Origin of the sequence: Streptomyces clavuligerus (assembly GCF_005519465.1) — a bacterium.
GTDB lineage: Bacteria > Actinomycetota > Actinomycetes > Streptomycetales > Streptomycetaceae > Streptomyces > Streptomyces clavuligerus.
The window spans coordinates 529096-554938 of record NZ_CP027859.1 but is presented as its reverse complement, the minus strand read 5'-3'; the positions used below and the strand labels follow the sequence as shown (position 1 = coordinate 554938).

Sequence of the window (25843 nt, the reverse complement as noted above, 5' to 3'; positions counted from 1 at the left end):
GGCGGGGCGGGATCCTGCCCCGGACGGAGGGCGGGCCCGGGACGGGCCGCCCGGCGGGTCAGGGCCGCACCCCCGGCGGCCCGTTCCCGCCGTCCTCCTCCGGCCCGGTGCGCGGTCGCCGCCCGCGCAGGGCGGGGACGGCGCAGACGGCCAGCGCGGCCAGGACCGCCACCAGGTGCTCCCGGCCCGCCAGATTGGGCAGGACGACCGCCTCGACGATCACCGCGACGACCACCAGCGCACCGGTCAGCCAGGCCCGCAGACACACACAGACGCACACCGCGAGCCCGACCACCGCCGCCGAAGGACCGGTGTCGACGACACGGGCCGCCGAGGCGGGCAGCCCGAGGGGGCCGCCGGGGCCGATCGCGATCCCGATCCGGGCGTAGAACGTCCCGGCGAGGGTGCAGACATAGGCGATCAGCAGGGTGCGGCGCCACCCCAGGACGATCTCGGCGACACCGAACACCACCAGCACCTGGAGCAGCGCACCCCAGGGCGGCAGATCGGGCGCCGGGGCGAAGAGCGAGAGCGGGGTACGCGCGAGCGCGAGCCAGAGCGGGTCCTCGGCCCGGACGCCCCCCAGTACCTGCACGATGCCGCGGCCCCCGTCCGGACCCTGCGCGACCTGGACGATCTGGACGACCGCGATGAGCCCGACCGCGACGAGCGTCAGCGGGATCGCCCGCACGCCCCGGGCGGCCAGCGCCGCGCGCACGGTCGAGTACAGCGGCCCCCACTCACGCCGGGTGACGGCGCGCACCGTGGTCACGGGCGCTTCCCCAGCCGTCTGCGATTGAGCCATTTGGGCAGGCCCGGCGCCTCCAGGAAGCCTTCGGCGCGGGCGCTGGCGAGGGCGATGCGCGGCAGGTCGCCGCTGGTCTCGTAGAGGAGGTAGCGCGGTTCCCAGCGGGGCCGGTACTTGGCGTTGGCGTGGTAGAGCGATTCGATCTGCCACCAGCGGGAGAAGAAGCTCAGCAGCGAGCGCCACAGCCGCAGGACCGGGCCCGCGCCGAGCCGGGAGCCGCGTTCGAAGACGGACCGGAACACGGCGAAGTTCAGCGAGATCTGCTGGACACCCAGCTCCGCCGAGCGTTCGATCAGCTCCAGCACCATGAACTCGAACAACCCGTTGTCGGAGTCCCGGTCCCGCCGCATGAGGTCGAGGGAGAGACCATCGGTGCCCCAGGGGACAAAGCTGAGCAGGGCCCGGACACGGCCGTCGGCGTCCTGGCACTCCACCATCACACAGCGGCCGTCGGCCGGGTCGCCGAGGCGTCCGAGCGCCATGGAGAAGCCGCGTTCGGTCGCCCCGTCGCGCCAGTCGTCGGCGAGGGCGGTCAGCCGGGCCAGCTCCGGGGGCGGAATGTCCTCGTGATATCTGACGCGTACGGAGTAACCGGCGCGCCGGACCCGGTGGTGGGCCTGGCGCACATGGCGCATCGCACGGCCCTCCAGGGTGAACTCACGGGTGTCGACGACGGCCTCGTCGCCCAGTTCCAGGGCGTTCAGACCATGCCGGGTGTAGACGGTCGCGCCCTCCTCGCCCGCCCCGATCACCGCGGGGGCCCACCCGTGTTCACGGGCCTGCGTCAGCCAGCGGTCGATCGCCCCCGGCCATGCCTCCGGGTCCCCGATCGGGTCGGCGGAGGCGAGCGACACCCCGCCGGTGAGCCGGTAGGTGACGGCGGACTTCCCGGTCGGGGACCAGACCGCGCTCTTGTCGCGGCGCAGGGAGAAGTAGCCGAGGGAGTCGCGGTCGCCGTGTCGCGCCAGCAGGGCGCGGAGTCTCTCCTCGTCGTCCTCGGTGAGCGGGTCGACGGCCCGGTGGGAGCGGAACGCCACATACAGGACCAGCAGGATCAGTGCCGTACTCATGAGGTTGATGAGCACATTGGCCCAGCCGGGGGTGACGATGTCCTCGAAGCGGGCGTCGTCGTGGGCGAGTGAGAACATCCGCAGGACGCCGTAGTGCCAGCGCTCCAGGAAGTCGGAGCGCCCGGAGTGCGGGGCGGTGTTCGTCACCGAGACCATGGCGGCGGCCAGCAGGGAGCCCACCACCAGCCCGCACACACCGACCGCCGTCGCGAGCCGCGGATTGGAGCGGTCGCCGATCGCGTAGAAGGCGCGCCGCCCGACGAGCAGGGCGGCGACGAACAGCGCGGTCAGGGCCACCGCGATCCAGTTCTGCGGATGCCGCGGGAAGCCCGGCAGCGCCAGGGCCAGGGCGGTCAGGACCAGCGTCAGAGCGCTCAGGACGAGATTGAGCGTCCACGCGGCCCGTTTGCGCCGTCTCATGGTGACCGCGAGGAACAGCGACAGGACCCCCGAGAAGAAGCCCGCGGTCAGCAGATAGGGCCTGACCTCCTGGCCGTGCGGCCGTCCGATCTCGTTGCCGAGAGTCACCCATACGGCGCCGAGGAAGTTGAGCAGGGCCACGACACGCAGGTACCAGACCGCGAAGGCATACGAACGCCGCTGCCACGCGGTGAGCTGTACACCGGTCCGCAGACCCGGTCGGACACGCCCCATGAGGGGAATCTAGAGGCAACGGAGCGGGAAAGCGCGCACGTCGGCACGGTGGGCGCGGGGAGTGTCACCGGCGGGGGCGCCGCAGCGCCCGTACGAGGGTGTCCGCCGGGTTCCAGGCGGGCCCCCGGTGCCGGGTGAGGGGGTAGCAGGCCAGACCGATGAGGACGGAGGTGAAGTGGCCGAGGTCCGTGAAGGTCCTGCCACTGACGAGGGGGAGGCCGTAGACGAGCAGCACCCCCGCCAGATAGACGTACCGCCAGGGTGACGCGATGCGGTAGGTGAGCACGGCGACGACACCGGCGAGCGCGTAACTCACCCCGATGTCGAGCGTGTGCATGGCGGACTCCGGCGCGAGGCCGTGGCGGATCGCCCACAGCAGCGCGCCCTCGCTGATGAACGTGGCCAGGACATGGGCGAGCACGGCGACCGTCAGCCAGCGGAGGGTGCCGAGCCAGTGCTCGGCCGAGGCGTGGAAGACGGTGTAGAGCACCGCGTAGAACAGCCAGCTCCCCCCGTCGATCCACAGGGCGCTGGAGATCAGGACCCGTACCGGGTCGGTGGAGAGCTGCTGGATGTTCGTGGAGCGGCGGCGGAGGAAGTCCTCCTCGAACTCCGGTGACATGTGGTGCATGAGGACGGTGGTGACGAAGAGGATCGCCAGCCAGATATAGGTGCCGGGCGCGCCGCGGACATAGGCGAGGACCCGGGCGAAGGCGGTGCGGATCGCGCCCGCCGGGGCGGGGTCCGGCGCGGAGGGGTCTCTTCCCGCCGGGTGCTTTCCGGCCGGGCGGAAGAATCGCATGAGGAGATTCCCTCATGGACCGGGCGCGATCACGGTGATTGACGGGCGGGTCGCCCGCGCGGCGGCGCGGTGCGACGGCCCCGGGACCGCGGCCCGGAACCGCGCCCCGGTGCGGCGGCCCGGGGGCGGCCCTTCCCGCCGCGGGCCGCCCGTCACGACATGAGGTGTCCGTCATGGCATGACGGGCGGGGAACGGGGGAGATCAGACCCCGGCGCCCGCTCCCGCGCCCAGCCCCCGGTACCCGTGGGCGACCACCCGCTTCGCCGACTCCCGGTAGTAGGCCGCGTCCGGGATCCGCGTCGACAGCCCGCTCACATAGCGGTTGTACATGCAGAACGCGGACGCGATCAGCACTGTGTCATGGATCTCCGTGTCCCCCGCGCCCTCCGCGCGCGCCGCCGCCAGGGCCTCGTCGGAGACGGGGGCGGCAGCCGACTGGACCTCCGCAGCTATCCGCAGCAGGGCGCGTGTCAGCGGGGTGACCGGCGCGGTGTCCGGGTCGGCCAGGACGGCGGCCACCAGGGCCTCCCCGCCGCTGAGCTGGGCCGCCGCGAACGCGCCGTGCGACCCCGCGCAGAACGGGGTGGCGTTCAACCGCGAGACATAGGCCGCGATCAACTCGCGTTCCCCCCGGGGGAGCGGGGACGGACCCCGCAGCAGCACCTCCACGAGGTGCCCCAGCGGCTCCGCCGTGTCCGGGCGGTTCGCCAGCAGGCCGCTGATGCCGGGCAGGTCGTTGTCGAGGGCGATATGGGCCACAGGGACTCCTGGTCCAGAGGGAACGGGGCGGGGTTCGGGACCATCGTCGGCGCGCCCGCCGCCGGGCTCAACTTCCTCCGTGCTCAGGTGCCCCCGCGCGGCAACAGCGCACGGCAGAAGGTGGGATCGCCCGCCGGTGGACAGGACGATGACGCTCGCGCCACCTGCTCCTGTCCCCTGTCCCCGCACGGTCGAGACAAGGATCGCCATGTCGCAGACGCAGCACCGCAGGCCCTCCACAGCCGGTACGGACCACCCGGACGGCGCCCGCCCCGCCCCCGGCCGCTCGCCGTCGTTCTTCTTCAACGGGCACGTCCCCCGGCGCCGCGGCCTGGTCGCCGCCGTCGGCGCGCTGTTCGGCTTCGCGCTCACCGTGATCTGGTCCCACCAGTTCGTGGACCGGACCGTCGCGGGCAACGTCGCCGGGTTCCTGCTCGGCCACGACGCCGAGGCCACCCCCATCGGCGGGGTCCTCGCCGGAGCCGCCTTCGCCCTCGCCACCGGTGTCGCGGGCACCTTCACCGCCTGCAACATCGCCGTCTTCAGCGCCCTCGGCCCGCTCGCCGGACAGCCCGCCACCCGCCGGGGCCGGATGGCCGCGACCCTGAGACCGCTCGCCCTGATGGCCGTCGGCGCGGTCGCCGTCTCCGCCGGGTACGGGGTGGTCGTCGCCCTCGTCGGCACCGGGATGCCGCAGTTCGACGAGAGCGTGCCCGGCGCGGGCGGCTTCTCCGGCCGGCTGATCCAGGCCATGGTGGTGTACGGGGTGCTGGGCGCCGTGCTGATCTGGTTCGGCCTCGCCGCCCTCGGCGTGGTCCGCGACCCCGTCGCCCGGCTGACGGAACGCCTCCCCGCCGCGCCGATGCTGCTGATGGGCGCGCTGATCGGCGCCTTCCTCATCGGCCGCCCGTTCCCGCTCTTCCGCAAGCTCTTCCGGGACGCCGCCGAGAGCGGCAACGTCCTCTACGGAGCCGCCGCCTTCGGCCTCCAGGCCCTGGGCAACCTGGTCGTGATGGGCGTGGTCCTGCTGCTCGTCGCCGGACTCCTCGGGGAGCGGCTGCACCGCTGGTTCGCGGCCCGCCCCAGCCGCTCGGCGGCGGTGATGGCGGCGTCGATGCTCGCCGCCGGGGTCTTCATGGTCCTGTACTGGGACGTCCGGATCTTCGCGATGCGCGACATGATCTGGTACCCGCTGGCCCCCTGGGTCCGCTGACCGGCGCCCCTTCCTCCGTCCCGGGGCGCGCCCGCCGGCCCACGGGGGCGCGCCCCGGCCCGCCGGGCCCGGGGCACAGGCGCCCGGCTCCGGGGCCGTGTCCTCGTTCGGGTACCGGACGTCACCTCATGGGCCCGACCACCGCCGCTCCCGCACCAGACCCCGCGGGACCTGGGGGACCTGCGGGACGGGACCGGCATGGGCGGTGCCGGGCAGGGCCGTGGTCCGGTAGCGCGGGAGCGGATCGGTGTGCCGCAGCTCCGGGGACCAGTAGCACTTGACCCGGTGGCGGACCGGGCCGGACCGCAGGGCGAGGTAGTTGTGCAGGCCCAGCGCGTCGGCGAGCGGACGGCGCGCGACGGCGGCGAGGCAGCGGTCGTAGAGCACGGGGGAGACCCCGAGCCGGGACAGGACACGGTGCGTGCGCCGCTGGACCGTCGCGTCGTCGGGGGCCGAGACCCACAGCGGAACATACAGCGTGGCGGCATCCGGCCGACCGCCCGGCGCGGTGAAGGAGAGGCAGGTGACGGGTGGCTGACGGCTGAAGGCGGTCCCGCCCCCGGTCGCCAGGCGGCAGAACGCCGAGGTTTCCCCGGCGTCGAAACCGTGATCGGCGAGGAGCGCGGAGAGATCGTCCGGCCGGACCCCGTAGTGACGGAAGTAGATCTTCGTACGAGCGGTGGGACGGTCGGACAGGTCGAGGGAGAACAGGATGGGCCGGCACCCGGAGAAGTCGCCGCGCGCATGGCGCACCACCGCCGCCCAGGCCCCCGGGAGGCGCACCCGCCCCAGGGCCTCGCGCACGAGGGCCGGGGCCCGGTCCCCGCCGGTGCACCCGGGGTAGAACCACACCTTGCAGCCCGCCAGTCCCGCACCGGAGAACTCCGCCCCGTACATGGCCAGGTGCGGGCCGGTGGCCTCCTGGCACAGAAACAGGTCGGCGACGGCCGACCAGCGTTCGGCGGTGGCCCAGCCGCGGTGCGCCAGCCGGGCCATGACCGCGCGGGCGGCCCGCGCGCGGGCGTCCGGGCCCGGGTCCGCCGTCATCGGTTCGACGGCGAACTGCACCGACGGATCGCATCCGCCGATCCCGGCGGCGAACTCCACGGGGGAACCGTCGGCTGATACGTCCGAGGGCGGCAGGTCGGCGGCTGCCCGCGTGTTCCAGGGCGTGGTCATCTCGTGCAGTACGCGCACAGCCAGGTCCGCCTGCGCGGCCAGCCCCGTGCCCGCCGCCAGCCGGCGCAGTTGCCCACCGCTGATCTCCGCGACACTTCCTGCGCTCCCGGTCTCCACAGGTCCCTCCCCAGGCCGAGGCTTCACGAGCCAGGCCACCTTCCCGCACCCACCGGTCGGGCCTCCGCCGGTCCGCCCCACCGGTCGGGCCCTCCGCCGGTCCGCCGTGCCCGGCATTCTCCCGGCCCGGGCCGGCGCACGACAGAGCACGGTCGGCCTCGTCGTCCGGCGCGGCCGAGGACCTGGCCGGACAGGCGGGCGGGCGGGTCCGTCCACGCCGGGCGCACGCTCCCGCCGGGCGGGACGCCACCCGCGCTCCCCGGTCGGGGTGAAACCCGCCCGGCCGGGGTGTGCGGGCCCGCCGGAGGGCGATGCTGCGGACAGGAGCGGCCGGACGGCGGCCGCCGGTGAAGGTCGGGACACCCATGGCCAGTACGACGCCCATCCCCGTGACGGACTTCTGCCGTGAGGAGTACGGCATCCGGGAGATCTCCCCGGACTCCCTCCTCCGCTACGGGCTCGCCCTGCTCGTCATCGCGGGCGCCGACGGCGAGGTGGCTCCGGCGGAGCTGCGCTGGCTCCTCGACCACCAGCGCAAGGTCGGTGCCCCGCCGGAGATCCTCGCGGAGTACGAGAGCTTCGACGTCCGGGGCGCCGATCTCGCCGAGGTGTTCCAGGCCGTACGGGTGGACTCCACGTCCTGGCAGGGCGCCCGGCATCTGCTCTACCACGCGGCTCAGATGGCCTCATCCGACGGCGTCCTCCACACGGCGGAGCGGAACCGGGTGCTGGAAGCGGCGCGGTGGCTCGACGTCACCGAGGACATCGCCCTGGCGCTGATCGCCCTGGTCGAGCTGGAACGCTCGGCGACCGCGCTGAGGCAGTCGCTGTTCGGACTCCCGCGGGCGACGGCATCCCGTTGACGGGAACACGTCCCTACGACAGAACGCCCCTGCGGCAGGACGTACATCCGGTCGGCGCCACGGCCACGGCTCTCACGGTGATCGCTGCCGACCACCCGGCCCGTACGCCCGCCCTCGACGGGACGGTGTCCGGCCCGGAGCGAATCCCCTGTGCCGGTGAGGGCCGCGCCATGGGGCGCACAGCCACCGGCCCCCGGGCCGTGACCTCGTCTCACCAGGTGTTCTGGGCCCCGTTCCAGACATTGAACGCCTCGGTGCGGAACGACGACGCGGCCGCGGCCGCCCCGAAGCTGCCCGAGTAGGCGCCGGTCTGGGTCGCGGAGCCGTCGGGCTGGTAGTTCTCGATCCAGGCGCCACCGCTGGCACCGCCGGTCATGCCGTTGCAGTTGTTCATCAGGCGCTGGCCGTCGGGACCGGCGAACCCCTGGCCGCCGCACCAGACGGCGAAGTCCTTGCCCTCTCCGCCGGGGAGGCCGAGGATGCGCGCGTAGCCGCTGGTCCAGTTGAAACCGAGACCGGTGGAGCCGACGACGTCCTGGACGCGGCGGCCTCCCGGGGTGTCCAGGACGAGGAAGGCGTTGTCGTTCTCCTGGCCGCCTCCGGTGACCCAGCCCGCGCTGCGCCAGCCCCACCAGCCCTGAGGGGTCGCGCCCTTGTTGTAGCCGGGGGCGAAGCGGTAGTTGGTGCCGCCCTCGCCGAAGCCGCAGTGGCGGGCGGTGGCCACCACGGAGCGGTTGTTGCTGGTGACGACATTGGCGGAGCAGACGAAATTGCCCCTGCCGGGGACGCTGAAGTGCAGCCGTCCCACGGTGCCCCACACGCTGGACCGGGCCTTGGGCGCCCCGTCCGCCGTGGGCCGGGTCGCGGGGACGTGCACCGGCTTGCCGGTGGGCGCGGTCGCCGCGCGGGGGGTGGGGCGGGTGCCGGGGACGGCCTTGGGGGCGGGTGCCGGTTTGGCGGTGCGGAGGCGCTCGGGGGTCCAGTAGGCGTCGAGCTGGGCGCGGGAGAGGGTGTTGACGGCGGTGGCGGTCCCGGTGGGGGAGCCGGCCGGCCGTTCCTGGGCGACGGCGGTGGCCGGGGTCAGCACCGTGCACAGGGTCGCCGCCGCGGCAAGGGTGGTGAGGGTGATTCTGCCAGTGCGCATGGGAACCTTCCTGGTTCTGCGGGAGGTATGTCCGAACGCGCTCACCGTCACCGCGAAAGGTCTACGGGAGATCAACATCCGCTGAACGCCCCGGCACGCGACCGCCGACCCCGTGCGTACCCGTGCCCGCGCGGGCCTGTGCGGAAGGGGATCATCCGCACGTTCAGGCGGTCCCCAGGTTCACCCTCTGACTATATGTTCGATATTCGCGCCGGTTCTGCGTCTGCGCCTCGACGGTAAAATCAGACAGTAGTAACTATCGGTATCACCGTTAACTTCGCGAGACCGAAGAGCGACGGAACCCCGGGCCCTGAAATCGATCCACCGGCCAGATCCCGTGGATTCCTTTGAAATATCACCGAGCGCCGCTGAATTCATCCGTTACCCTGACTGCCCGCGTATTCCATCGCAGATGCGGGTACGCACGCCAACTGAACAGGGGAGTGTGAAGTGCGCACACAAAGGATGGCAGCCGCGTCGGCCGGTCTTCTGCTGACGGTGGGGCTTTCGGTGGCACAGGGAGGCACGGCGCAGGCGGCAGCCCCGTGCGGGGGCACCTATACGATCGTCGTCGGGGGCACTGGCAGCTCATGGAACAACGACGGCTTCTACGGCAACATTCAGCAGCACGTCGGGTACCCCACGCAAATCCCCAACGGCGCGAGCGCCCGGGCGGGTGTCAATGAGCTGAACCGGCTGGTCCGCAACCAGCGGTCCGCGTGCCCGGGGCAGCACGTGAAAATGGGCGGATACTCCCTGGGCGCCGCGGTGGTGCACATCTGGGTCACCGAGAACTGGCAGACGTTCGGCAATGTCAACGCCATTCTCATCGCCGACCCCAAGCGCCAGGCCCCTCCTGGTGCCAACGGCGGATCTGTACCGTACGGCGGTATCGTCGGCGCTCCGCTCGCCGGTGCCGACAGGTTCTTCGGCAACGTACCCGTCAAGTCGATCTGCCACTGGGACTACGTCTGCGACGAGTCCGCCGGAATTTGGACTTACCCGGAAAATCACGTCAAGAATTACCCCCATGACTTCAACATGGATCACCACAACGACAGCGCCAACGAGCAGTGGTACAACGGCGCCTGGTATCCGTGGTGACCTGACCTGACCTGACCTGACCTGACCTGACCGCACGGGTCGCCGGACCGCGCGCGGTTACAGGTCCCGCCATCCGGAGCGGGGCGGGCGCCCGCCCCACTCCGGAGGTCGTCAGGCGATGCCGTAGTAGTCGGCGAAGAGGTCCGTGATCCGGCCGATGTGCGGGGTCAGTTCGGGCAGTTGCCCGGCGACGGCCTCCCGCACCCGGCGGGACAGCTCCTCGCGGTTCTGGACCGCGGGGTCCACATACGGTTCGAGCCTCCGCACCAGCTCGTAGTTGCTGGCGATGTCCGTCGACCGCATGGCCCGTGCCAGGGGCGGCGCGGCCTCGGACATCAGCTCGGGCAGCTTGCGGCTGACGAAGGTGACCCGGTGCAGCACCCGCCAGCAGGGCGGCTTGTGGTCGGACTGGCGGGCCTGGCGCAGCGCGGCGGCGTTGGCGTCCGCGCCTTCGAGCCAGCCCCGGTGGACGACCTTGCCGAAGAAGTCCTCGAAGTTGGCCTTGTCGGAGTCCAGATAGAAGGTCATGAACCGGTAGGCGTCGACCCGGCCGGGGACCTGGACGGGGTTGCCGTCGGCGTCGTACTGGGGGTTGCCCCGGTCGTCGTACTTCTGCATGTCGCCCGGGGTGTCCAGGGTGACTTCGAGACCGAAGGAGCGCGTGGCCTCCTTGGCGCGGGCCCGGGTGCGGGTGAGTCCGCCGCCGAGGGCGGCGTCGAGCTGGAGCTGGGCGCCGACGCCGAAGACGTTGACGCCCGCGGTCAGGCCCATGGAGGCCATGCCGTTGAAGCGGTAGGAGCCGGTGGTGGTCTCGGTCACCACATCGGTGGTCTCGGTGGTCTCGGCGAAGAAGCCGCCGTCGGAGGACCACACATAGGTGTTGACGAGGTCCCTGCGGGCGAAGGCGTCGAGGTCCACCGCCGCGTCCGTCCGCTGGTCGCCGGGGCCGGGGACGGGGCCCATGAAGCTGCTGAGCAGGGCGCGGGCACGGTCGGCGGTGGGGTCGGTGGTGTGGGTCTCGACGGAGACACCCGCGTAGTACGCCTGGCGGCGCTGCTGATCCTCGGCGATACGGCGCTTGAGGGCGTACGCCTCACGCGGCTTGAAATAGCTGTACTCCTCGCCGTTGCCCGCGTTCGGATAGTCCGGGTCGGGCAGCGCCCCGGTGGTGGTGAGGCCGACGGTGCCGTCCAGACTGCCCTGTTTCACATAGTGGGGGTTGATCGGGAAGGGGATGAGGTTCCAGTCGCGGGGGATGTCGGGGTTGGGGAGCATCCGGTAGGCGACGACCGTTCCGGTGTGGGCGAGCCGCAGGGCGTAGACGTCGGCGGTCTCGGACTGGACGAGGGCGTAGCCGATGTTGGCGGGGAGGAAGCGGCGACCGCCCTCCGGGTGCACCTGCTTCGCGGGCTGGTCGGTCTCCCAGTTGCCGCCGAGGCCGACCAGGGTGGAACGGGCGGTCTCGGCGCTCTCGGACACCTCGGTCTGGTCGCCCCAGCCGTTGGTGTACTCCAGGCTGGTCCCGGCGCGCACCTCCACACCGCCGGTGACCACGGGCTTGGCGACGCCGAAGCCGAGCGGGGCGGTGATCATCAGGGTGTCGGCCTGGACCTCGTTGCTGAGCTGGGCGGTCAGCGTGGCGTCCACGCTGCGTTCGCCGCTGGAGGAGAGGGCCTGGACGACCCGGTCTGCCTGGCGGAACTCGACGGTGGCGGCGTTGAGATAGCTGAGGGACTCGGGGCGGCGGGTGGCCACGAGATTCTCGGACGGCACCGGCGGGGCGCCTTCCACATAGCCGATGAGCTGGGGGTCGAACTGGACCTGCCCCACCCACTCGGACCGCAGATCGCCCAGCTTGTGGCCGGTGATGAGCTGCCAGGTGCCATTCTGGACAGAGGTGTACGCCCGCTTCAGCACACCCCGGGTGGAGCCGTCGGGCTGCCGCTGGAGATCGGCGTACTCGGTGACCGCGGGTGCCGCCGCGACCGCCTGGGCGAAGGGCGGCGAACCGGCGATGAAGGCCGAGCGGACCTCGGGGGTGTCCGAGGAGATGGGCGCCGACGACGTCACCGCCGAGGGGCCCGGCGAGGTCAGCGCGAGGTGCAGTCCGCGCGGCCCGGCGTCGGCCAGCCGGGACGCCCCGGGAGCGGTGGAGTCGTCGTCGAAGGGGTAGTACGCGAGAAGGTCCTCGCTCTCCCCCGTGAGCCGCCCGAAGAGATTGTCGAGGAGCTGCTCCTCGGTACGGGCGGTGCGCCACACCCGTACCTCTTCGAGGGTCCCGGCGTAGGGCTCGGCGGTCCTGTTCCCGTCGGCACGCCCGCCCAGGGTGAACTGGGTACCGCTGCCGTAGGGGACCGCCGTGAGGGAACTGCTCCGGGTGGGCCGTCCGTCGAGGTAGAGACGGAAGGTGCTGCCCCGCGCGTCGGGGTTCTTCGTCCAGCCGGCGCCGTGCAGCCGGGCCGGGTGGGCGCGGGACTCGTCGTGGGTGGTGTTCCCCTCGTTCTCCTCGAACCTCCAGTGCGCGACCAGCCCCTTGGGGCGGGCGGTGCCCCCGCCGTCCTGCCACAGGGACAGGGTGGCGCCGAGGTCCGTCGCCGGGCGGGCGACATTCCAGACGCGTACCTCGCTGATCACCCCGGTGAAGGACTGCTCGCCGGTGCCGTTGCGGACCCGGCCGATCTCCAGCGGGCCGGGGTGGGAGAGGTCCGGGGCGTCCTCGTGCCGCCGGGTCCCCGCCTCCTTGCCGTTGAGGTAGAAGGTGATGTCGGACCACTGGCTCACCTGGACGGACTCGACGACCTCGACCGTGGTCAATTTGCCGCTGAGATCGATCTGGCGGCTGCCGCGCCGCTCCTGCCGGGACTCGCCGAGCCTTCGGACGACCCCGACTCGGCAGAACTCGTCGGTCGTGATCCTCCCGGTGGAGCTCACCCGGGTCTCGGAGCCGTCGCGGCCCTCGAAGGCGAAGGTCAGCCGCCCGTCGCTCTCCAGCGACAGTTGGTACGGGACCCGCCTGCCCCGGCCGTCGCCGACGCGCCCCTTGGCGAGCAGGCCCTGGGCGGTGCCGAGCCGGTCGGCCTTGAGGAACACCTCCAGGGTGAGATCGCGGGAGATGTCCAGGTCGTCCGCGTGCGGGGTCTCGGCGTAGGAGCCGCCCGTGAAGCGCAGCGCCCAGGACTGCTCGAACGCCGCCGCCACATGGGTCCAACGGCCGTTGGGCACGGTGCCCTGGCTGGCGGTGAAGCGGTTCCCGACCCCCGCGACCAGAGGCCGCCCGCCGTCCCCGGCCGGGGCGCCGAGGGCGAGGGTGTACTGGGAGTCGGCGTCGGCGTGGGCGTGCACGATCCGCGCGAGCGGCCCCCCGGGCTCGGGTTTGACCCATGCCTCCAGGGTGAGGTTGTCGGTGTGCCGGACCGAGGGCAGCAGAGCGGCGTCCAGCGCGGGCGGGCGGGTGTCCTTGGCGAACGACAGGGCGCGCCCGGGGAGATCGCCCCACCAGCGCGAAGGCCGTGCCTCGCCCTCGTCGGCCGCGGTGCCGTCCCGCACGGAGCCACCGGCGCCGATCAGGGCGGCGGTGACCAGCCGGGAGCCGAACACGGCCCCGGAGCCGGGCCGGCTGTGGGTGACGAGCGACGGGTCGTACGGGACGAGCTGGACGGCGGTGCCGGGCGCGATGTCCGGGGTGCCCGGCCGCCGCAGGACGGTGAGACCGGTGGCGCCCGCCCCGGCGGCCTTGGCGAGCGGGTACACCGTGCCGCCGATCGTGAGCAGATCGCCCGCGGCGAGGGCGCGGCGGCTGCCGGGGGCGGCCAGGGTGAGGGTGCCGCCGGTGGCGGAGGCCACGGTGCCGACGGGCGCGGGGGCGGCCCGCAGCCCGTTGACCGCGTCGGCGAGAGCACCGGCGTCACGGGGCAGCAGGGACCAGATCTCGGTGCCGGTGCCCCCGGGCGCCGCTCCCTGCCCGGAGGGGGTGTCCGTATCCGGCCAGGTGAGGGTGAGGGTGCAACGGCCGGGGAAGGGGCCGAGGGTGTCGGGGGCGACCGTCACCGTGGCCTGCGTCAGATCGACGGCGGCGTCGCGGGCGGTCAGATGGACGGTCGTGCCGCCGCCCGCGGTCAGCCTCTTGCCGGAGCGGCCGACGGTGGTGTCGTGGAAGAGCCCCGTCATCCAGCCCTGCTCATCGCGGTAGTACAGGCCGAGATGGCCGGTTCCGCTGTCCGCGGCGAACGGGGCGGAGGAGGTGCGCGCGAAGTCCAACAGGGCACCGGACCAGCCCAGTCCGCAGCGGTCCCGGCCGAGGTGGGCCATGGGCAGGACGAGATTGCTGCTGCCCCTGGCACCGGAGGTGAGCCGGCCCAGCTCCTCCTCCCGGTCCTTCAGCGTGTTCTCACGGTCGGTGACCCGCTGGGCGAAGGTCTGGAGGCCGTTGGGTGTGCTGCTGACGATCTCGATGCTGTGCGCCTTGCGGCAGCCCGCGGTGAACCGCTCGGTCTCCGCGCGGACCGTGTCGCCGGGCTGGACCGGTACGAGCATGACTCCCACTCTTCTGATGTCCTCGCCCCATCCGTGCGTTCGAGGGTCGTACATCACCGGGGTGTCGCCGACCAGCACCAGAGGGTGCCGAAGATCGCTGATGTCGCTGGACCGGTACCGATGGAACAGAACATCGCGATCGGGCTGATCGCGAAGGACGACGTTCGCGCCCTCCCGGCACAGCACCTGGCCTTTCGCCCCGTCCTTCAACACGGTCCCGGGGCCCGTACCGACGGCCTGCCACCGCGCTCCGGGGTCCGGGTCCACGGCGGCCGGGACGCCGGGAACGACCTTCAGCTCCGCCTGGCCCTGCCCGTCCCGGTGGACCGTCAGATGCCCGACCGTCAGCCCGGTCGCCCTGTTGTAGCGGTTCTCGATCAGGAGATAGACCCAGCAGTCGGTGACGGTTTCGGCCTTCTCCGGCACCCACGGTTTCCGGTCCTCCGAGAGCACGATGTCGCGGAGCGCCGCGAGGACCGTGTCCGGGTTGCCGACGTCCTCGGTCAGCGCCTCCAGCTCGCTCCTGGCCGCGGGGATCTCCCGTTCCAGCCGTGCGATGTCGTCCCGGAGCCAGGTCTCGCGTGCCGGGTCGGACGGCACCGCCTTGGTGCCGATCACCGGCAGGGTGAGGACATCGGGGAGCTGGGCGAGCCGCCCGTCCCGGCCCACGGCCACGTCCAGGGAGGCGATCCGCCCGGCCGTACCCGTACCCGTACCCGTGCCGGTGCCGGTGCCGGTGGCGCTCGCCGTCCAGGTGAGCAGCGTCCGGGCATGCCGCTTGAGGGGCCGCGGCTCGCCGCTGTGGCCCGCGACGCTCTCCTCCTGCTGGTGGTGGAGGACGGCGGAGAGACCGCCCACGACCGTACGGCCGCTCAGCCGGAAGGAGTCCCGCCGTACGCCGGGGTGGTCGGCCACGGGAGCCCCGGAGGCGACCCACACGGCGGACCCCCGCAGGGCCGCGTGCAGGGCGCGGTCGCCCTGGTCGTAGGCCGTCGGCCCGGTGCCCTCGTCGAAGCGGTGGTACGCGAGGAGCCCGGGCTCGTCGCCGATGAGCCGCTCCCCGCTCGTCGCCGCGATCCGCTCCGGGCGCCGGGCGCGGCCCCAGATCCGCACCTCGTCCAGGACTCCGGTCAGCCACCCGGTGACGGCACCCGCGGTGTCCGTGTCCGCACCGAGGAGCAGCCGGGGTCCGGCGGCCCCGGCGGCGGCCAGATCGCCCTCGCCGACGGACTCGCCGTTGATGTACAGCTGGGCGCGGACGCCGTCGTGGACCGCGGCGACATGGGTGTACACACCGGACGCGACGGTGGTGGAACCCGAGGTGACGGTGGCGTCCGACGGACCGCCGTGCCACAGGACCAGGGTGCCCCGGGCGTCGAGGGCGAGGGAGATGCCACCGGTGGCACCGTTCCGGGTGGAGAGGATGGTGCCACCGCCGCTGTCGGGATTCAGCCACGCCTCGACGGTGTACGCGCCCCTGCCGAGCCCCAGGGTCTCCGCGCCCGTGGTGACCTCGGCCCAACTGTCGCCCGGGAGTGAGAGCGCGGACTCGGCGAAGCGGGTGTCCGGCGCGACCGGGACGAGCGGCTCCTGGGTGAACGGGCAGACACCGGGGGCCCGTTCGAGGACGGAGTCCTGGTAGCGGGCGTCGGGGCTGGTGTAGAGACGGGTGCCCCGGGTGTGGAAGAGGCCGTCCGCGCCCTGCTCGACATTGATGGCGTCGATGCGTTCGGCCGCCGCGTCATGGGTGAAGAACTGCCAGCGCCGCAGGCCGGAAACGGCGCTGGGCAGCAGGAGCACGGCGAAACGGCCGCCGATGAGCCTGCCGGTGAAACCGAGGTGCAGGGTCGGCTCATGGAAGGGGTTGCCGTCCATGTCGGTGGTGCCCAGGCTGTCCTTGGCCGACTCCGGCAGGTCGCGGTGGCGGCTGCGGCGGTAGCGGACCTCCTGCACCGGCCTCAGCGCGCCCCCGGTGAGGAGGAAGCGGTCGCACAGCAGCCCGTCGGCCGCGATCGGCAGGGGGTTGCCGTCCGTGCCCGGCTGGACGTCCGTGCGGTTCCGGTCGCCGGACGAGCCGCCGTTTCGCAGATGGAACAGTGTGTCCTGGTGGTCCGCGCCGACGGCCTGCCGGAAGACGAGGACATATCTGCCGTCGGAGACCGCCTGGAAGGGGACGGCGGCCGACAGCCGGGCGGTACTGGACAGGAACGGGTCGGTCTCCTCCGGGGCGAATACCTCGCCCGGGCCCTGCTCGGCACGACCGCCCCGGCGCACCCTCGGCAGCGGGATCGCGCCACCGCCGGCGAAACCCACCCGGGCGATCTCCCGGGGGAAGGATAACTCCCTCGGCTCCTCGGACCAGTGGTGCACATCCAGGTCGGCCCGCCCGCCCGGCGCGTCCCCGGCCGCCGCCGCGGGGGCGGCGTCGAGATCCAGGACGCTGTAGTGGAGGCGGCGGGACTCGTCCATGGCCAGGGCGACCGTGGTGCCCTGGTGGCGGACGAGGGTGGTGTGGAGATAGACACGGTCACTGTAGACCTTGATCCGGCTGCTCGCCGGACGTTCCGCTTGCATGAACGGCAGTGCCCCTTACCGAGACCCGGGCGGTCTCCGCGGCGCACCCTGCCCACGAGGCCCACGACGTATACCGGGGCTCAGGAGGATGGCGCGAAAACCACCCCGTGCGGGTTCGGCGGCGCCGCTCCGGGAGGCATTCGGCCTCCGCGGCACCGCCCCCGGAATGTGACGGGGGCGAGCCGCCGCCCCGGCCGTTATGGCCGTGGGCGCATTCCCGTGTTCCCCGGCGGCGGAAACATCGGGAATTCTCAGGGAAGGGACAGAGCCTGGGGAGATGAGCGGTCTTTCTCAGCCGCCGTGCTCATCAATGGCACCGGGCCGGGACCAGCCGCTCGGCCCGGTGCCGCTGTGATGACCGGGCAATCAGCAGGTGGCTTTCGGGGTCTCGAACGTTCCCTGTCCCTCGACCTGGATCAAGCCCACATAATCCCGGGAGCACGGGTAGCTCATGTTCCAGATGTTGGCGGCTCGCTCGCTCAGCCTGATGTCCCGCCAGCCGGCCCAGTCAGTTCCGGAGGAACGAAAACCGAGGCGCGCCCGTATGGTTGAACCGCCCGTTTTGGTGTAGAAGACAACGATACGGGAAGGGTCCACTTCCAGGGAAATGCAGAGCTGCCCGTTGCTGAGCCTGGTGCATTCCACTCTGGCCCGCGCGCCCTGCTCTGCGGCCTGCTCCTTGACCGAGGCGGTGCCGGCCGGAGAGGCCGAAGCCGCCGATGCCGTGGCCATGGTGGCGCCCAGGGTGAGAAGCGTTGTGGCGAGAACGGTTGCCGTTTTGGGAAAGGACACGAATATCCTCCTGTGTTGATGATGGGTATCCGACACGGAGCGAAGTCAGCCTAGCTCTGCGGATTCCCGATGTCGCGGGTGCGCTGCGCGTGATATCCGAGATCCCCTCGTAATAACGGTGCGTCCACCATCGACATGGCCGGGGAAAGCCTGCCGGGCAGCTTCCGGGGGACGTCTGCACAAGACGCCGGATTCTTGGTCCTGTTGACGAAAAAAGGGTTTGTACGCCCGATTTCATCACGCGGGTCGCCGCTCGCGCCCCGGCGGCCCGTACCACCACGGGGCAGTGGGAGCGGCGCGGCAACGCCGACGGTGCGGTGACGGTACAGCGCGGCAATGGCTCCCTCTGTCGTCACGTCATGGAGACGATCCGGCGAACGCTCGCGGAAGCCTGGCAGCGAAGGGCCGTACGCCATGCCCTGCTCCACGGGGTGGGGCTGCCGTCCGTGGTGCTCTCGGAGGAGGAGTTGGCGGAGTGGGCCGGATCGACCCGGCGTGGGGCAGACGGTTCCGCGGCGGCGGTCCGGACGACGCGGACGTGCCCGAGGCGTGCGGGCGGGACCCGCTGGAGGAGCTGGCCTGGATCGCCGAGCCCCGGCGTGAGCAGGAACCGTACACGACCCTGTCCTTCTTCCGCGCGGCCCCGGGCGAACCGTGGCCGCCGGGCTCGGCCGTGTCAGGCGGTGCGGGAACGCAGGACGGTGCGCCGGGCGAGTTCTCCCAGCCGGGCCGTGGCGGGATGGCGGTGGGGCAGCAGGGGGCGCAGACGGTGCCAGGCCCCGTCGACCAGGAGCCTGGCCTCCTCCTCGCAGACGGCGGCGGCACCGCAGGAGAGCAGGGCGCGGCGCAGTTCCTCCACAGCCCGGCCGTCCGTCGCGGCCCGTCCGTCGCCCCCGTTGCCCGCCGCACGGCCGTCGTCGGCGCGGGCGCCGTCCCGCACCCGGCCCCACAGCGCCATGAGACGGTCGGCGGGAACACGCGCCGTGGCATGGGCGAGCGGCAGGGTGACCTTGGCACCCCGCAGATCCTCGGCGACGGTCTTGGTGGGACGGCCGTCGTGCGTGACGCCCTCCAGGTCGGCGGTGTCGTCGGTGATCTGATAGGCCGTGCCCAGGGCCATACCGAAGTCGGTGAGGGCGCCGACGAGCGCGGGAGGCGCACAGGTGACCAGGGCGGCCATGGTGAACCCGGCGGCGACGAGCGTGCCGGACTTGAGCCGGTGCGTGAGCCGGACACTGTGCAGGACCGGGGCGGACTCCCCGCTGGTGAGAGCGTGTTCCAGTTCCGGATGGTGGCCCTGGAGGTCCAGGGCCTGGCCCATATGGGCGGCGCGCAGAGCGGCGAGGAACAGGGCCCGCAGCTCCCCGGCGAGGTCGGAGTCGTCCGGCAGGGTGAGATCGATGGCCCGGTCGAAGGCGAAGTACGCGGCGGTGCCCGCGTTCAGCGCGACGGCGGTGCCGAAGGCCGCGTGGGCGGTGGGACGACCGCGCCGCACGGCGGAGCCGTCCTCGACGTCGTCCACCACCAGGGAGCCCGTATGGGCGAGCTCCAGCGCGGCGACCAACGGACCGAACCGTTCTGGCGCACCGCCCAGGAGTTCGATGGTGTGCGCCACCAGAGCGGGCCGCCAGCGTCTGCCGCCGTGGTCGATGAGATGCCGCACCGGTGCGACCAGGGCACGGTGCAGACGGTCCGCGACATGACCGTGGAGAGCCAGGTCGAGGCCGTCCCAGGGATTCCCCGGAAGAGGCCCGGCACCCCAGGGCGCCGGATCGCTCGGGTACTGGCCGTCGATATGGCTGTCGACCCACTGCCCGGCCCGGCGCGAGGACATACCGGTCACGAACGGGCGATGGCCTGCGTGCGGTCCCGGCGGGGTGGATACCGGATCGGTCACGGCGGTGCGCCTTTCTCGGTGAGGCGGCGCCGGACGGTGTCGTGCCGCGTCCCTCCCGGTGCCCCGGGACCGCCCTGGGCATCCCCCGGAAGGCTGCCCGGGCCGACCGCCGGACATACGGAACAGCGGCAGTGGACGGGTGCGCGCGGCCGGGCCGCGCACCCCTTCGGGCGGCTCCGGCGCCCGCCGCGGGACAGCCCGCGCACGCCCCGGGCGGCCGTTCCCCCTGCTCGCGGCCGATCAGCCCGCCGTACTCTTCCTGCCGGACGGCGAGACCCCCTCCGCCCCGAACCTCGACCAGAGGACTTTCTGCACGAGCAGGGTCAGCGTCCCCGCGATCACGATGCCCAGCAGATTCAGCAGCAACTGCTCGGTCGACCCCCATGCCTGCCGGTACTCCTGGAAGGAGAAGGCGACCGCCGCGTTGGCCGCCGCCGGAATCGTCGTCACCGAGATCGCCACGCCGACCAGCGCGCCGGAGCGGGACGAGGTCAGGGAGAGCATGCCCGCGATACCCGCCAGGATCGCCACCACGAACGAGAAGGCATCCGGCTGATAGATGAAATCGGTGTTGGGCCGCTCGGCTTCGAGGTCGCTGGGGTGGAAGAGGTCCATCAGCTCCATCAGATGGCTGAACCCCACGGTCGCCGCCATGGCGACCGCGAATCCGACGATCAGCGCGAGCGACGACCGCCAGGCCAGCCGGGGCGCGCGCTGGACCAGGGCCGCGCAGACACCGGCGAGCGGGCCGAACTCCGGACCCACCGCCATCGCGCCCACGATCAGGATCGCGTTGTCCAGCACCACACCACAGGCGGCGATCATCGTGGCCAGCGTCATGAAGGCGACATAGGTGACGGAGAGCGTCGACTCCTCACGGGTCTCCCCTTCCAGCCGCTCCCACAGCACCGCGTCCGCCGCCTCGCCCGGGGCGTCCTTCTCCGCCTGGTGGGCGCGGGTGGAGAGTTGGAAGCCGATGTCCTCGACGGCGATGGAACCGCATTCGTCGATGCCGAGCTTCCGCAGCCCGGAGATCAGCTGGTCGCCGGCCTCCCGTGCGACATCGCACATCACCACATCGCCCCGCGGATCGAGCGCGGCGCCGGGCACGACGGCGAGATGGGTCGTGCCGACGGTCTGTTCGATCAGTTCGATGACCTCGGCGGTGCGGTCGGCCGGGGTGATCAGACGCAGGTGCAGCACGACCGGTCCCTCCTCGGGGTGTTCGGTACGGCGCCGGGAGCGGCGGTACGGGGGGTATGGCCGCCTCATCGTACGGGCGCACACCCCGGCCTCCCCGCAGGGACCTGCGGATATGGGGTCCCGGGGGGCCGGTGGCACCGGTGCCACCGGCCCCCCGGCACGCGGCAATCATCACCGGGCCCTGACATGGCGGACGATACAGCGGCGCCCCAGCCCCGCCGTCTTCCCCGCCTCCGACGGCACTGGCTGACGGAGAGCCAGGAATCGTCGGCGGCGAACGCGGCCTCTCCCGCCAGGAGGGCCGGCGGAGCAGCCGCGCGATGATGTGCGGGGCCTCGCCGTCGGCCCCTTCCCGCGCGGCCCGCGACCTTGAGAACGGCAGTACCGTCGCCCTCGACGGCGGCGCTTCAGGCGCGCGCCGGGGGCCCGGAGGCGAAAGCGCGGGGGAGCCGGGGCACCACGCGGGTCATGAAGGCGTCCATCTGCTCGCACACCCTCTTGCTGTCCTGTGTGAAGAAGTCGAACCAGAGCATGAGCCGGTCCTGCGGATGGAACCGGGCACCGATCTGTTCCGCGATGTCGGCCGAGGTCCCGATCAGCGCGTTGTCGGCGGCGGCTGCGACCCGCGCGGGGTTCACCGTGCCCTCCATGGCCCGCCAGTACGCGGCCAGCCGCGCCTCGGCGTCGGCCCGCGCGTCGGACCGGTTGGCCCCGGCGGACCGGCCTCGGTGGTCGTGCAGGAAGACGAATACCGTGCGCGGCATGTACCCGCGCCGCCAGGGCCCGCCCGCGGGATGGTAGACCCGCTGGAGACGGGTGTGGGTGGCCTCGATCACCGAGGGCGGGGTGATGCTGAGGTTGAACACCTTCACCGGCCGAATGAGGTTCAGGCGGGCTTGCAGAGCCTGGTCCTGCGAGCCCACCACCAGTTCGAGGAGGTCCGGCCTGGCGATCTCCGGCACCGCTTTGACGGCCTCGAACTCCCACCGCCGGGGAAGCACCACCCGCCCCTCCACGGACCTGCCTTCCGCCAGCGCCCGCCGGTACATCTCCGGGTCGGGAAACGCCTCGGGCCCGAGTTCCGCCTCCGGTATGTCCTCGCTGGTCAGCGTCTCACCCGCGAGGAGCCTGACAAAGATCTCCGCGGCCTCCGCCGCGACAGCGGAGCGCACCCGCGGCCACGCCGCCTCCTCCCAGCCCGTCCGCGGGACCACTCCGCTGAGCCGGTTGATGTAGTCGAAGCGCCCGCCGGAGAATCCGATGTGCAGGGTCCTGCTCTCAGCGGGATCGAGGCCATGCCATCCCACCAGCGCGGCCACCCGTTCGGCCGCGGCCAGCGGGCCGCCCTGGCCGACGATGTTCATGACCGCGGAGCCGACCTCAATACGCCGGGTACGGGTCAGGACCTGCCCCGCCAACTGGCAGAAGTCCGTGTTCAGCCCGATCTCGCCACGCCAGTTCGGGATCACCGGGCGACGGTGTCCCTGCTGCAACTCGCTGCTGAAATGGCTCCCGGCCACCCATATCGTGGCGAACCCGAGAGCGTCCGCCACCTGTGCCTGCTCCAGGAAGTTGGCCAGGACAGCCGCGTGCGGGGGCAGCCGCTCCGCCGGATGAGCCTGGGCGACACTACAGAAGATGTCGAACCGCATGACGCGCTCCTCGTCACTCCGGACCGTCCGGACCGTACTCGATCACCTGTAGGCAGCCGTCCACCCGCGCCGCGTCGGTCGATCCGGGGAGGAGTGCCGCGCCCGTCCGTGGGCATCGCGCCCGCGCCTGTGGATGAACCGGGGTCCCGATCACCGCAGTCCTCCACTCCGAGGGACGGGGACGGAGAAGAGGGAAGGACCGGAACACGGTCGACGCGGGCGTACGGCACGGGTGTCCGTACGGTGACCGGTGCCGCGCCTTGTGCATGTCGTGAGGCACACCCACCTCACGGACGCATGTGTTGACCGGTTCACCCCGGTCCTCGGTGTGCCCGGACCGCTGCCGGTGCCCTGCCCGTATGCGTCACGGAGCCCCGTCCGCGGCCACTGAGTGGAGCGGACGAGGCGGTCGTCACCGGGCGGGGGCGGCGGATGGGCCTATGCGCCCTGGGTCGCCGGGGCCCCCGCGGCGAGGGTGCCGCAGATCTGCCGGTAGAGCGCGATGGCCTCCTGGCAGACGAGCGCGTACTCGCGCAGCATGGCCGGCAGGTCCGGGTCCTCGTTCCGTTCCGCCTTGGTGAGGGGGGAGTCGATCTTCTCCATGGCCGACATCATCCCCTGGAGCCTTCCGAGGTCGGAGCCGAGCGCGGGAAGGCCCGCCGAGGCGGCGCGGCCGTCGTGGTCGGCGACGGCCGCCGTGAGCCTGCCCATCTCCTGGGCGAAGTGGGCGCGCCAGTTCTCCAGTTCGCGGGAGAGGGCTCCCGGCTGGAATTTCCGCAGGCCCCGGTCCCGGTTCAGCATGTTGTACTCGACTCCGAAATTGTGTGCCATGTCGAGTACTTCGTGCAGGGTGTGATAACCCCATTCGACCGTGTGGTCGTAGTCGAGGCGCCAGAAGGCGAACAGCGCCCACGCGGCGGCCTCCAGCTCCTGGTTATCGGCCCCGGCGAGCTTTCCGATTTTCATGATGCGCGAGGCCGTTTCCGACTGGCCCACCCACACGGGGACATTGTGCAGCCGGGCCAGCTTGGTCGAGGGGTCGTCCTCGTCCCGTGAGAGGAGCTTGAGGGGATTGTCTTTGTCTGTTCCCTTGGTGAGGCTCCCGATGGCCCGGCTGCCGTCCTTGTTGATCAGCGTGGTGGTCATGACCTCGTCGTCCGTGACCTCGGGGATGAGGTTGCTGCCCAGGGTCTCCGCGGCATGGCGGACGTGGTAGAAGTACTCCGTGACATCGTGCAGGACCACGACCTTGTCCCGCATGCTGTACTTGTCGGGTTTCGTCAGAACGGCGAGCATATTGCCGTCGAATTGGGTGGCGATCCCTGTCAGTGGCCTCGCCGCCGCCAGCTCCGGAGTTCTGGCGCTTGCCCTCTCCTCCGCCAGATCGATATCGAAGTAGTTCCGGTAGGTGCCGTACGCATCCCCGTCCACGATGCCGGTCTCCAGTTGCTCGACAAGCTCCTGGTACCGCTTCTCCGGACTGCGTGCGAAGATTTCCTGGAGCTTGACGATCTGCTGGGGAGTGAGCCCGGTGAACGGCTGGGTGTCGAGCGTTTGCAGCTCGGCGGGGCTCCGGCGGATCACGCTCTGGAGGTGGGCCACCTGGAAGGGGGCGAATCCGGTGAGCTTCATGGTGTCGAGTGAGGCGATGGCGCCGGGGGACTGCCCGAGGACCTGCCGGAGCTGGAGAATCTGATCGGCGCTGCGGTCGATGACACTCACGCCGTCGAGTACACCGATCAGCTCCTTGCTGGACTGTACCCAGCGGAGGATCTTCGCCAGCATGAGATCGAGCCGGATCTCAATTTCTTTGTTGCCCTTGACCTGATGGGCGATTTCCTTCTCGCGGTGGCGCTCGGGCTTCTGGGCCACCCAGCCGTACAGGCCGTCGTAGAGCTGATCGACCTGCGGGTATCCCTGGTTGTGCGCCTTGCGGCCGAATACCGGATGGCTCTTGCCCTCGGGGTTCGACCCGGCCCCCTTGTCGTTGACCCACTTGGCCAACTGGCGCTGCATTCCCTCCTCGTGCCGCGGGAAATTGAGCTGGGAATCGGCCCGGAGCGCCTCGCCCTGGAGGTCGGACCGGAGGTCGTCGGACCAGTCTGCCGCGTTATTGATCGACTCGGCCTGTTTGGCCGTCTTCACCTGGTCGCGTGCCCGGTTCAACTGGATCTGGAGCGCCTCGGCGTCACCCACCAGACGGTGGAGCGTCTCGGCCTGCTGGCGTGTCAGCTCGCGGATCTGTTCCTTGAGTCCGCTGCTGTCGTGTCCACCGGCGCCGACTTCCATCTCCTCGTCCTCGTCGACCTCCATGTCCTCGGCCTCGTTGGTCGCCTCGTCGATCAGCTCCTGGCGCTGCACGGCCCGGAGCACCTCCTCCCGGATCGCCGCGGCCGCTTCCCGGGCACCCCCGAGCAGGGTGTCCCGGAACTCGCCGTCGAGCCTCTTCCTCCCCAGCTCGGCCTGGAGCAGCCCGGCTGTCTCCGCCGCGTCCCCCAGCATGTCGACGCGGGCCGCCCTCTCCCAGCCGACCGCCTCCACATGCGCCCACAGCTTCTCGTGGTCCGGCTCCGCGTCGGCCCGCTTGCCGGAGTCGGAGTACACGTCGTCCCCGACCGTCACGGCCCGCTGCACGGACCCCCGCGCGCCCGCACGGCCGGGGGAGCCCGCCTCTTCGGCGCTCTCCGGCCGCTCGGGCACCGGACCGCTCATCACCGCGCGGGCGTTGGCCTCGGCCGCCCGCTCGAAGTGGTCCGAGGGGTCGCTGACCCGCAGGCCGGTCCCGTTGTCGGTACCGGCCACGGGCCCCTGGCGCTGCTGGACGACATGGGTCAGCTCATGGGCGAGGGTGTGCTTGTCGCCTCCGCCCTCGCCGATGACCACATGGCTGCCCGAGGTGTAGGCCCGGGCGCCCAGCTCCGCCGCCGAGCGCCGCGCGGTGGCGTCGTTGTGTAGCCGGACGTCCGAGAAGTCGGCACCGAGCCGTGACTCCATCTCCGACCGGGTGTCCTCGTCCATCGGCCGCCCCGGGCCCCGCAGGACATCATGGGCGGCCGATCGCTGCACCTCGGGAGCGCGCGCCGACTGCTCCTGGTACCCGCAGCCGGGGCCGTGCCGGTCCGCCCCCTCCGCCCACAGGTGACCGGCCCGGCGGAGCATCTGGACGACCCCGGCGTTCCCCACCGTGCTCTGCAGGGCCTCCAGCGGACGGTGCGGAGTCTCCCCGGAGGCCGGTGGGCGGGAGCGCCGGGCAGCGGAGTCGTGCCCGGTGGCGGAGTTTCTGTCCTTGCCCTGCGCGAAGGCCATGGAGGCTTCCTTCCGAGAAACCGAGAGTGATTCTTCCTAACCGGTGGGTGAGTCTGTTACCAGAAGCGCGGGGGCAGTGTGGCGTGTCCCGGTGGGCACCGGGCGGTGTCCGCCGGGGCCGCCGGAGCCGCCTGTACCAGGTCGGGACAGCCGATGACCGGACGGACACCGC

Annotated in this window: 15 protein-coding genes; 3 read left to right on the top strand and 12 right to left on the bottom strand. The window is 71.9% G+C overall.

Going from position 1 to position 25843, the window contains the following annotated elements; all coding sequences use genetic code 11:
• Positions 1-58: 58 nt before the first annotated feature.
• From CRV15_RS30730 to CRV15_RS30715, 4 genes are all read right to left on the bottom strand, one after another.
• Complete coding sequence (locus tag CRV15_RS30730; protein ID WP_003954414.1) at positions 59-772, bottom strand: hypothetical protein; 714 nt, start codon at positions 770-772, stop codon at positions 59-61.
• Positions 769-2532, bottom strand: a complete 1764-nt coding sequence (locus CRV15_RS30725; RefSeq protein ID WP_003954413.1) for a phosphatidylglycerol lysyltransferase domain-containing protein — start codon at positions 2530-2532, stop codon at positions 769-771. The genes CRV15_RS30730 and CRV15_RS30725 overlap by 4 nt, the downstream gene beginning before the upstream one ends.
• 64 nt (positions 2533-2596) lie before the next feature.
• The gene (locus CRV15_RS30720) at positions 2597-3334 is read right to left on the bottom strand and encodes a rhomboid-like protein (protein ID WP_003954412.1); all 738 of its coding nucleotides are present in this window, start codon (positions 3332-3334) and stop codon (positions 2597-2599) included.
• A 202-nt stretch (positions 3335-3536) separates the two neighbouring features.
• Positions 3537-4094, bottom strand: a complete 558-nt coding sequence (locus tag CRV15_RS30715) for a carboxymuconolactone decarboxylase family protein (RefSeq protein ID WP_003963155.1) — start codon at positions 4092-4094, stop codon at positions 3537-3539.
• Between the two features lie 208 nt (positions 4095-4302).
• On the opposite strand from CRV15_RS30715, the gene CRV15_RS30710 reads away from it, so the two are divergent.
• The gene (locus tag CRV15_RS30710) at positions 4303-5307 is read left to right on the top strand and encodes a hypothetical protein (protein ID WP_003954410.1); all 1005 of its coding nucleotides are present in this window, start codon (positions 4303-4305) and stop codon (positions 5305-5307) included.
• 126 nt (positions 5308-5433) lie between these two features.
• On the opposite strand, the gene CRV15_RS30705 is transcribed toward CRV15_RS30710, so the two are convergent.
• On the bottom strand, positions 5434-6603 hold the full coding sequence (locus CRV15_RS30705) for a tryptophan dimethylallyltransferase family protein (RefSeq protein WP_009999172.1): 1170 nt from the start codon (positions 6601-6603) through the stop codon (positions 5434-5436).
• 365 nt (positions 6604-6968) lie between these two features.
• On the opposite strand from CRV15_RS30705, the gene CRV15_RS30700 reads away from it, so the two are divergent.
• Entirely contained in the window at positions 6969-7466 is a 498-nt protein-coding gene (locus CRV15_RS30700) for a tellurite resistance TerB family protein (RefSeq protein WP_230864313.1), read from the top strand.
• A 211-nt stretch (positions 7467-7677) separates the two neighbouring features.
• Here the strand turns inward: CRV15_RS30700 and CRV15_RS30695 are convergent, their stop codons facing one another.
• On the bottom strand, positions 7678-8610 hold the full coding sequence (locus tag CRV15_RS30695; protein ID WP_009999170.1) for a trypsin-like serine peptidase: 933 nt from the start codon (positions 8608-8610) through the stop codon (positions 7678-7680).
• Between the two features lie 465 nt (positions 8611-9075).
• Here CRV15_RS30695 and CRV15_RS30690 point away from each other — a divergent pair, with 465 nt between their 5' ends.
• Entirely contained in the window at positions 9076-9714 is a 639-nt protein-coding gene (locus tag CRV15_RS30690) for a cutinase family protein (RefSeq protein WP_003954405.1), read from the top strand.
• 111 nt (positions 9715-9825) lie between these two features.
• Here CRV15_RS30690 and CRV15_RS30685 read toward each other — a convergent pair whose 3' ends face one another.
• The 6 genes from CRV15_RS30685 to CRV15_RS30660 all read right to left on the bottom strand — a co-directional run bounded on the left by CRV15_RS30685 (position 9826) and on the right by CRV15_RS30660 (position 25671).
• On the bottom strand, positions 9826-16821 hold the full coding sequence (locus CRV15_RS30685) for a LamG-like jellyroll fold domain-containing protein (RefSeq protein ID WP_003963151.1): 6996 nt from the start codon (positions 16819-16821) through the stop codon (positions 9826-9828).
• A gap of 366 nt (positions 16822-17187) precedes the next feature.
• Positions 17188-17613 carry a hypothetical protein gene (locus CRV15_RS30680; RefSeq protein ID WP_003954402.1) on the bottom strand — a complete coding sequence of 142 codons (426 nt, stop codon included), beginning with the start codon at positions 17611-17613 and terminating at the stop codon, positions 17188-17190.
• Positions 17614-18289: 676 nt separating this feature from the next.
• Positions 18290-19447 carry a polyprenyl synthetase family protein gene (locus CRV15_RS30675; protein ID WP_003963150.1) on the bottom strand — a complete coding sequence of 386 codons (1158 nt, stop codon included), beginning with the start codon at positions 19445-19447 and terminating at the stop codon, positions 18290-18292.
• Positions 19448-19750: 303 nt separating this feature from the next.
• Positions 19751-20713: a DUF389 domain-containing protein gene (locus CRV15_RS30670; protein ID WP_009999167.1), complete on the bottom strand. Its 963-nt coding sequence runs from the start codon at positions 20711-20713 to the stop codon at positions 19751-19753.
• 407 nt (positions 20714-21120) lie between these two features.
• Positions 21121-22365: an LLM class flavin-dependent oxidoreductase gene (locus CRV15_RS30665; protein ID WP_003963148.1), complete on the bottom strand. Its 1245-nt coding sequence runs from the start codon at positions 22363-22365 to the stop codon at positions 21121-21123.
• 438 nt (positions 22366-22803) lie between these two features.
• Positions 22804-25671, bottom strand: coding sequence for an eCIS core domain-containing protein (locus CRV15_RS30660; protein ID WP_003963147.1), 2868 nt, complete (start codon positions 25669-25671; stop codon positions 22804-22806).
• Positions 25672-25843: the final 172 nt, after the last annotated feature.

Coding starts and splice junctions, on each gene's coding strand:
- CRV15_RS30685 (WP_003963151.1), bottom strand. CDS start 16,821: ATGCAAGCGGAACGTCCGGCGAGCAGCCGGATCAAGGTCTACAGTGAC.
- CRV15_RS30725 (WP_003954413.1), bottom strand. CDS start 2,532: ATGGGGCGTGTCCGACCGGGTCTGCGGACCGGTGTACAGCTCACCGCG.
- CRV15_RS30660 (WP_003963147.1), bottom strand. CDS start 25,671: ATGGCCTTCGCGCAGGGCAAGGACAGAAACTCCGCCACCGGGCACGAC.
- CRV15_RS30665 (WP_003963148.1), bottom strand. CDS start 22,365: ATGCGGTTCGACATCTTCTGTAGTGTCGCCCAGGCTCATCCGGCGGAG.
- CRV15_RS30700 (WP_230864313.1), top strand. CDS start 6,969: ATGGCCAGTACGACGCCCATCCCCGTGACGGACTTCTGCCGTGAGGAG.
- CRV15_RS30710 (WP_003954410.1), top strand. CDS start 4,303: ATGTCGCAGACGCAGCACCGCAGGCCCTCCACAGCCGGTACGGACCAC.
- CRV15_RS30690 (WP_003954405.1), top strand. CDS start 9,076: ATGGCAGCCGCGTCGGCCGGTCTTCTGCTGACGGTGGGGCTTTCGGTG.
- CRV15_RS30720 (WP_003954412.1), bottom strand. CDS start 3,334: ATGCGATTCTTCCGCCCGGCCGGAAAGCACCCGGCGGGAAGAGACCCC.
- CRV15_RS30695 (WP_009999170.1), bottom strand. CDS start 8,610: ATGCGCACTGGCAGAATCACCCTCACCACCCTTGCCGCGGCGGCGACC.
- CRV15_RS30675 (WP_003963150.1), bottom strand. CDS start 19,447: ATGTCCTCGCGCCGGGCCGGGCAGTGGGTCGACAGCCATATCGACGGC.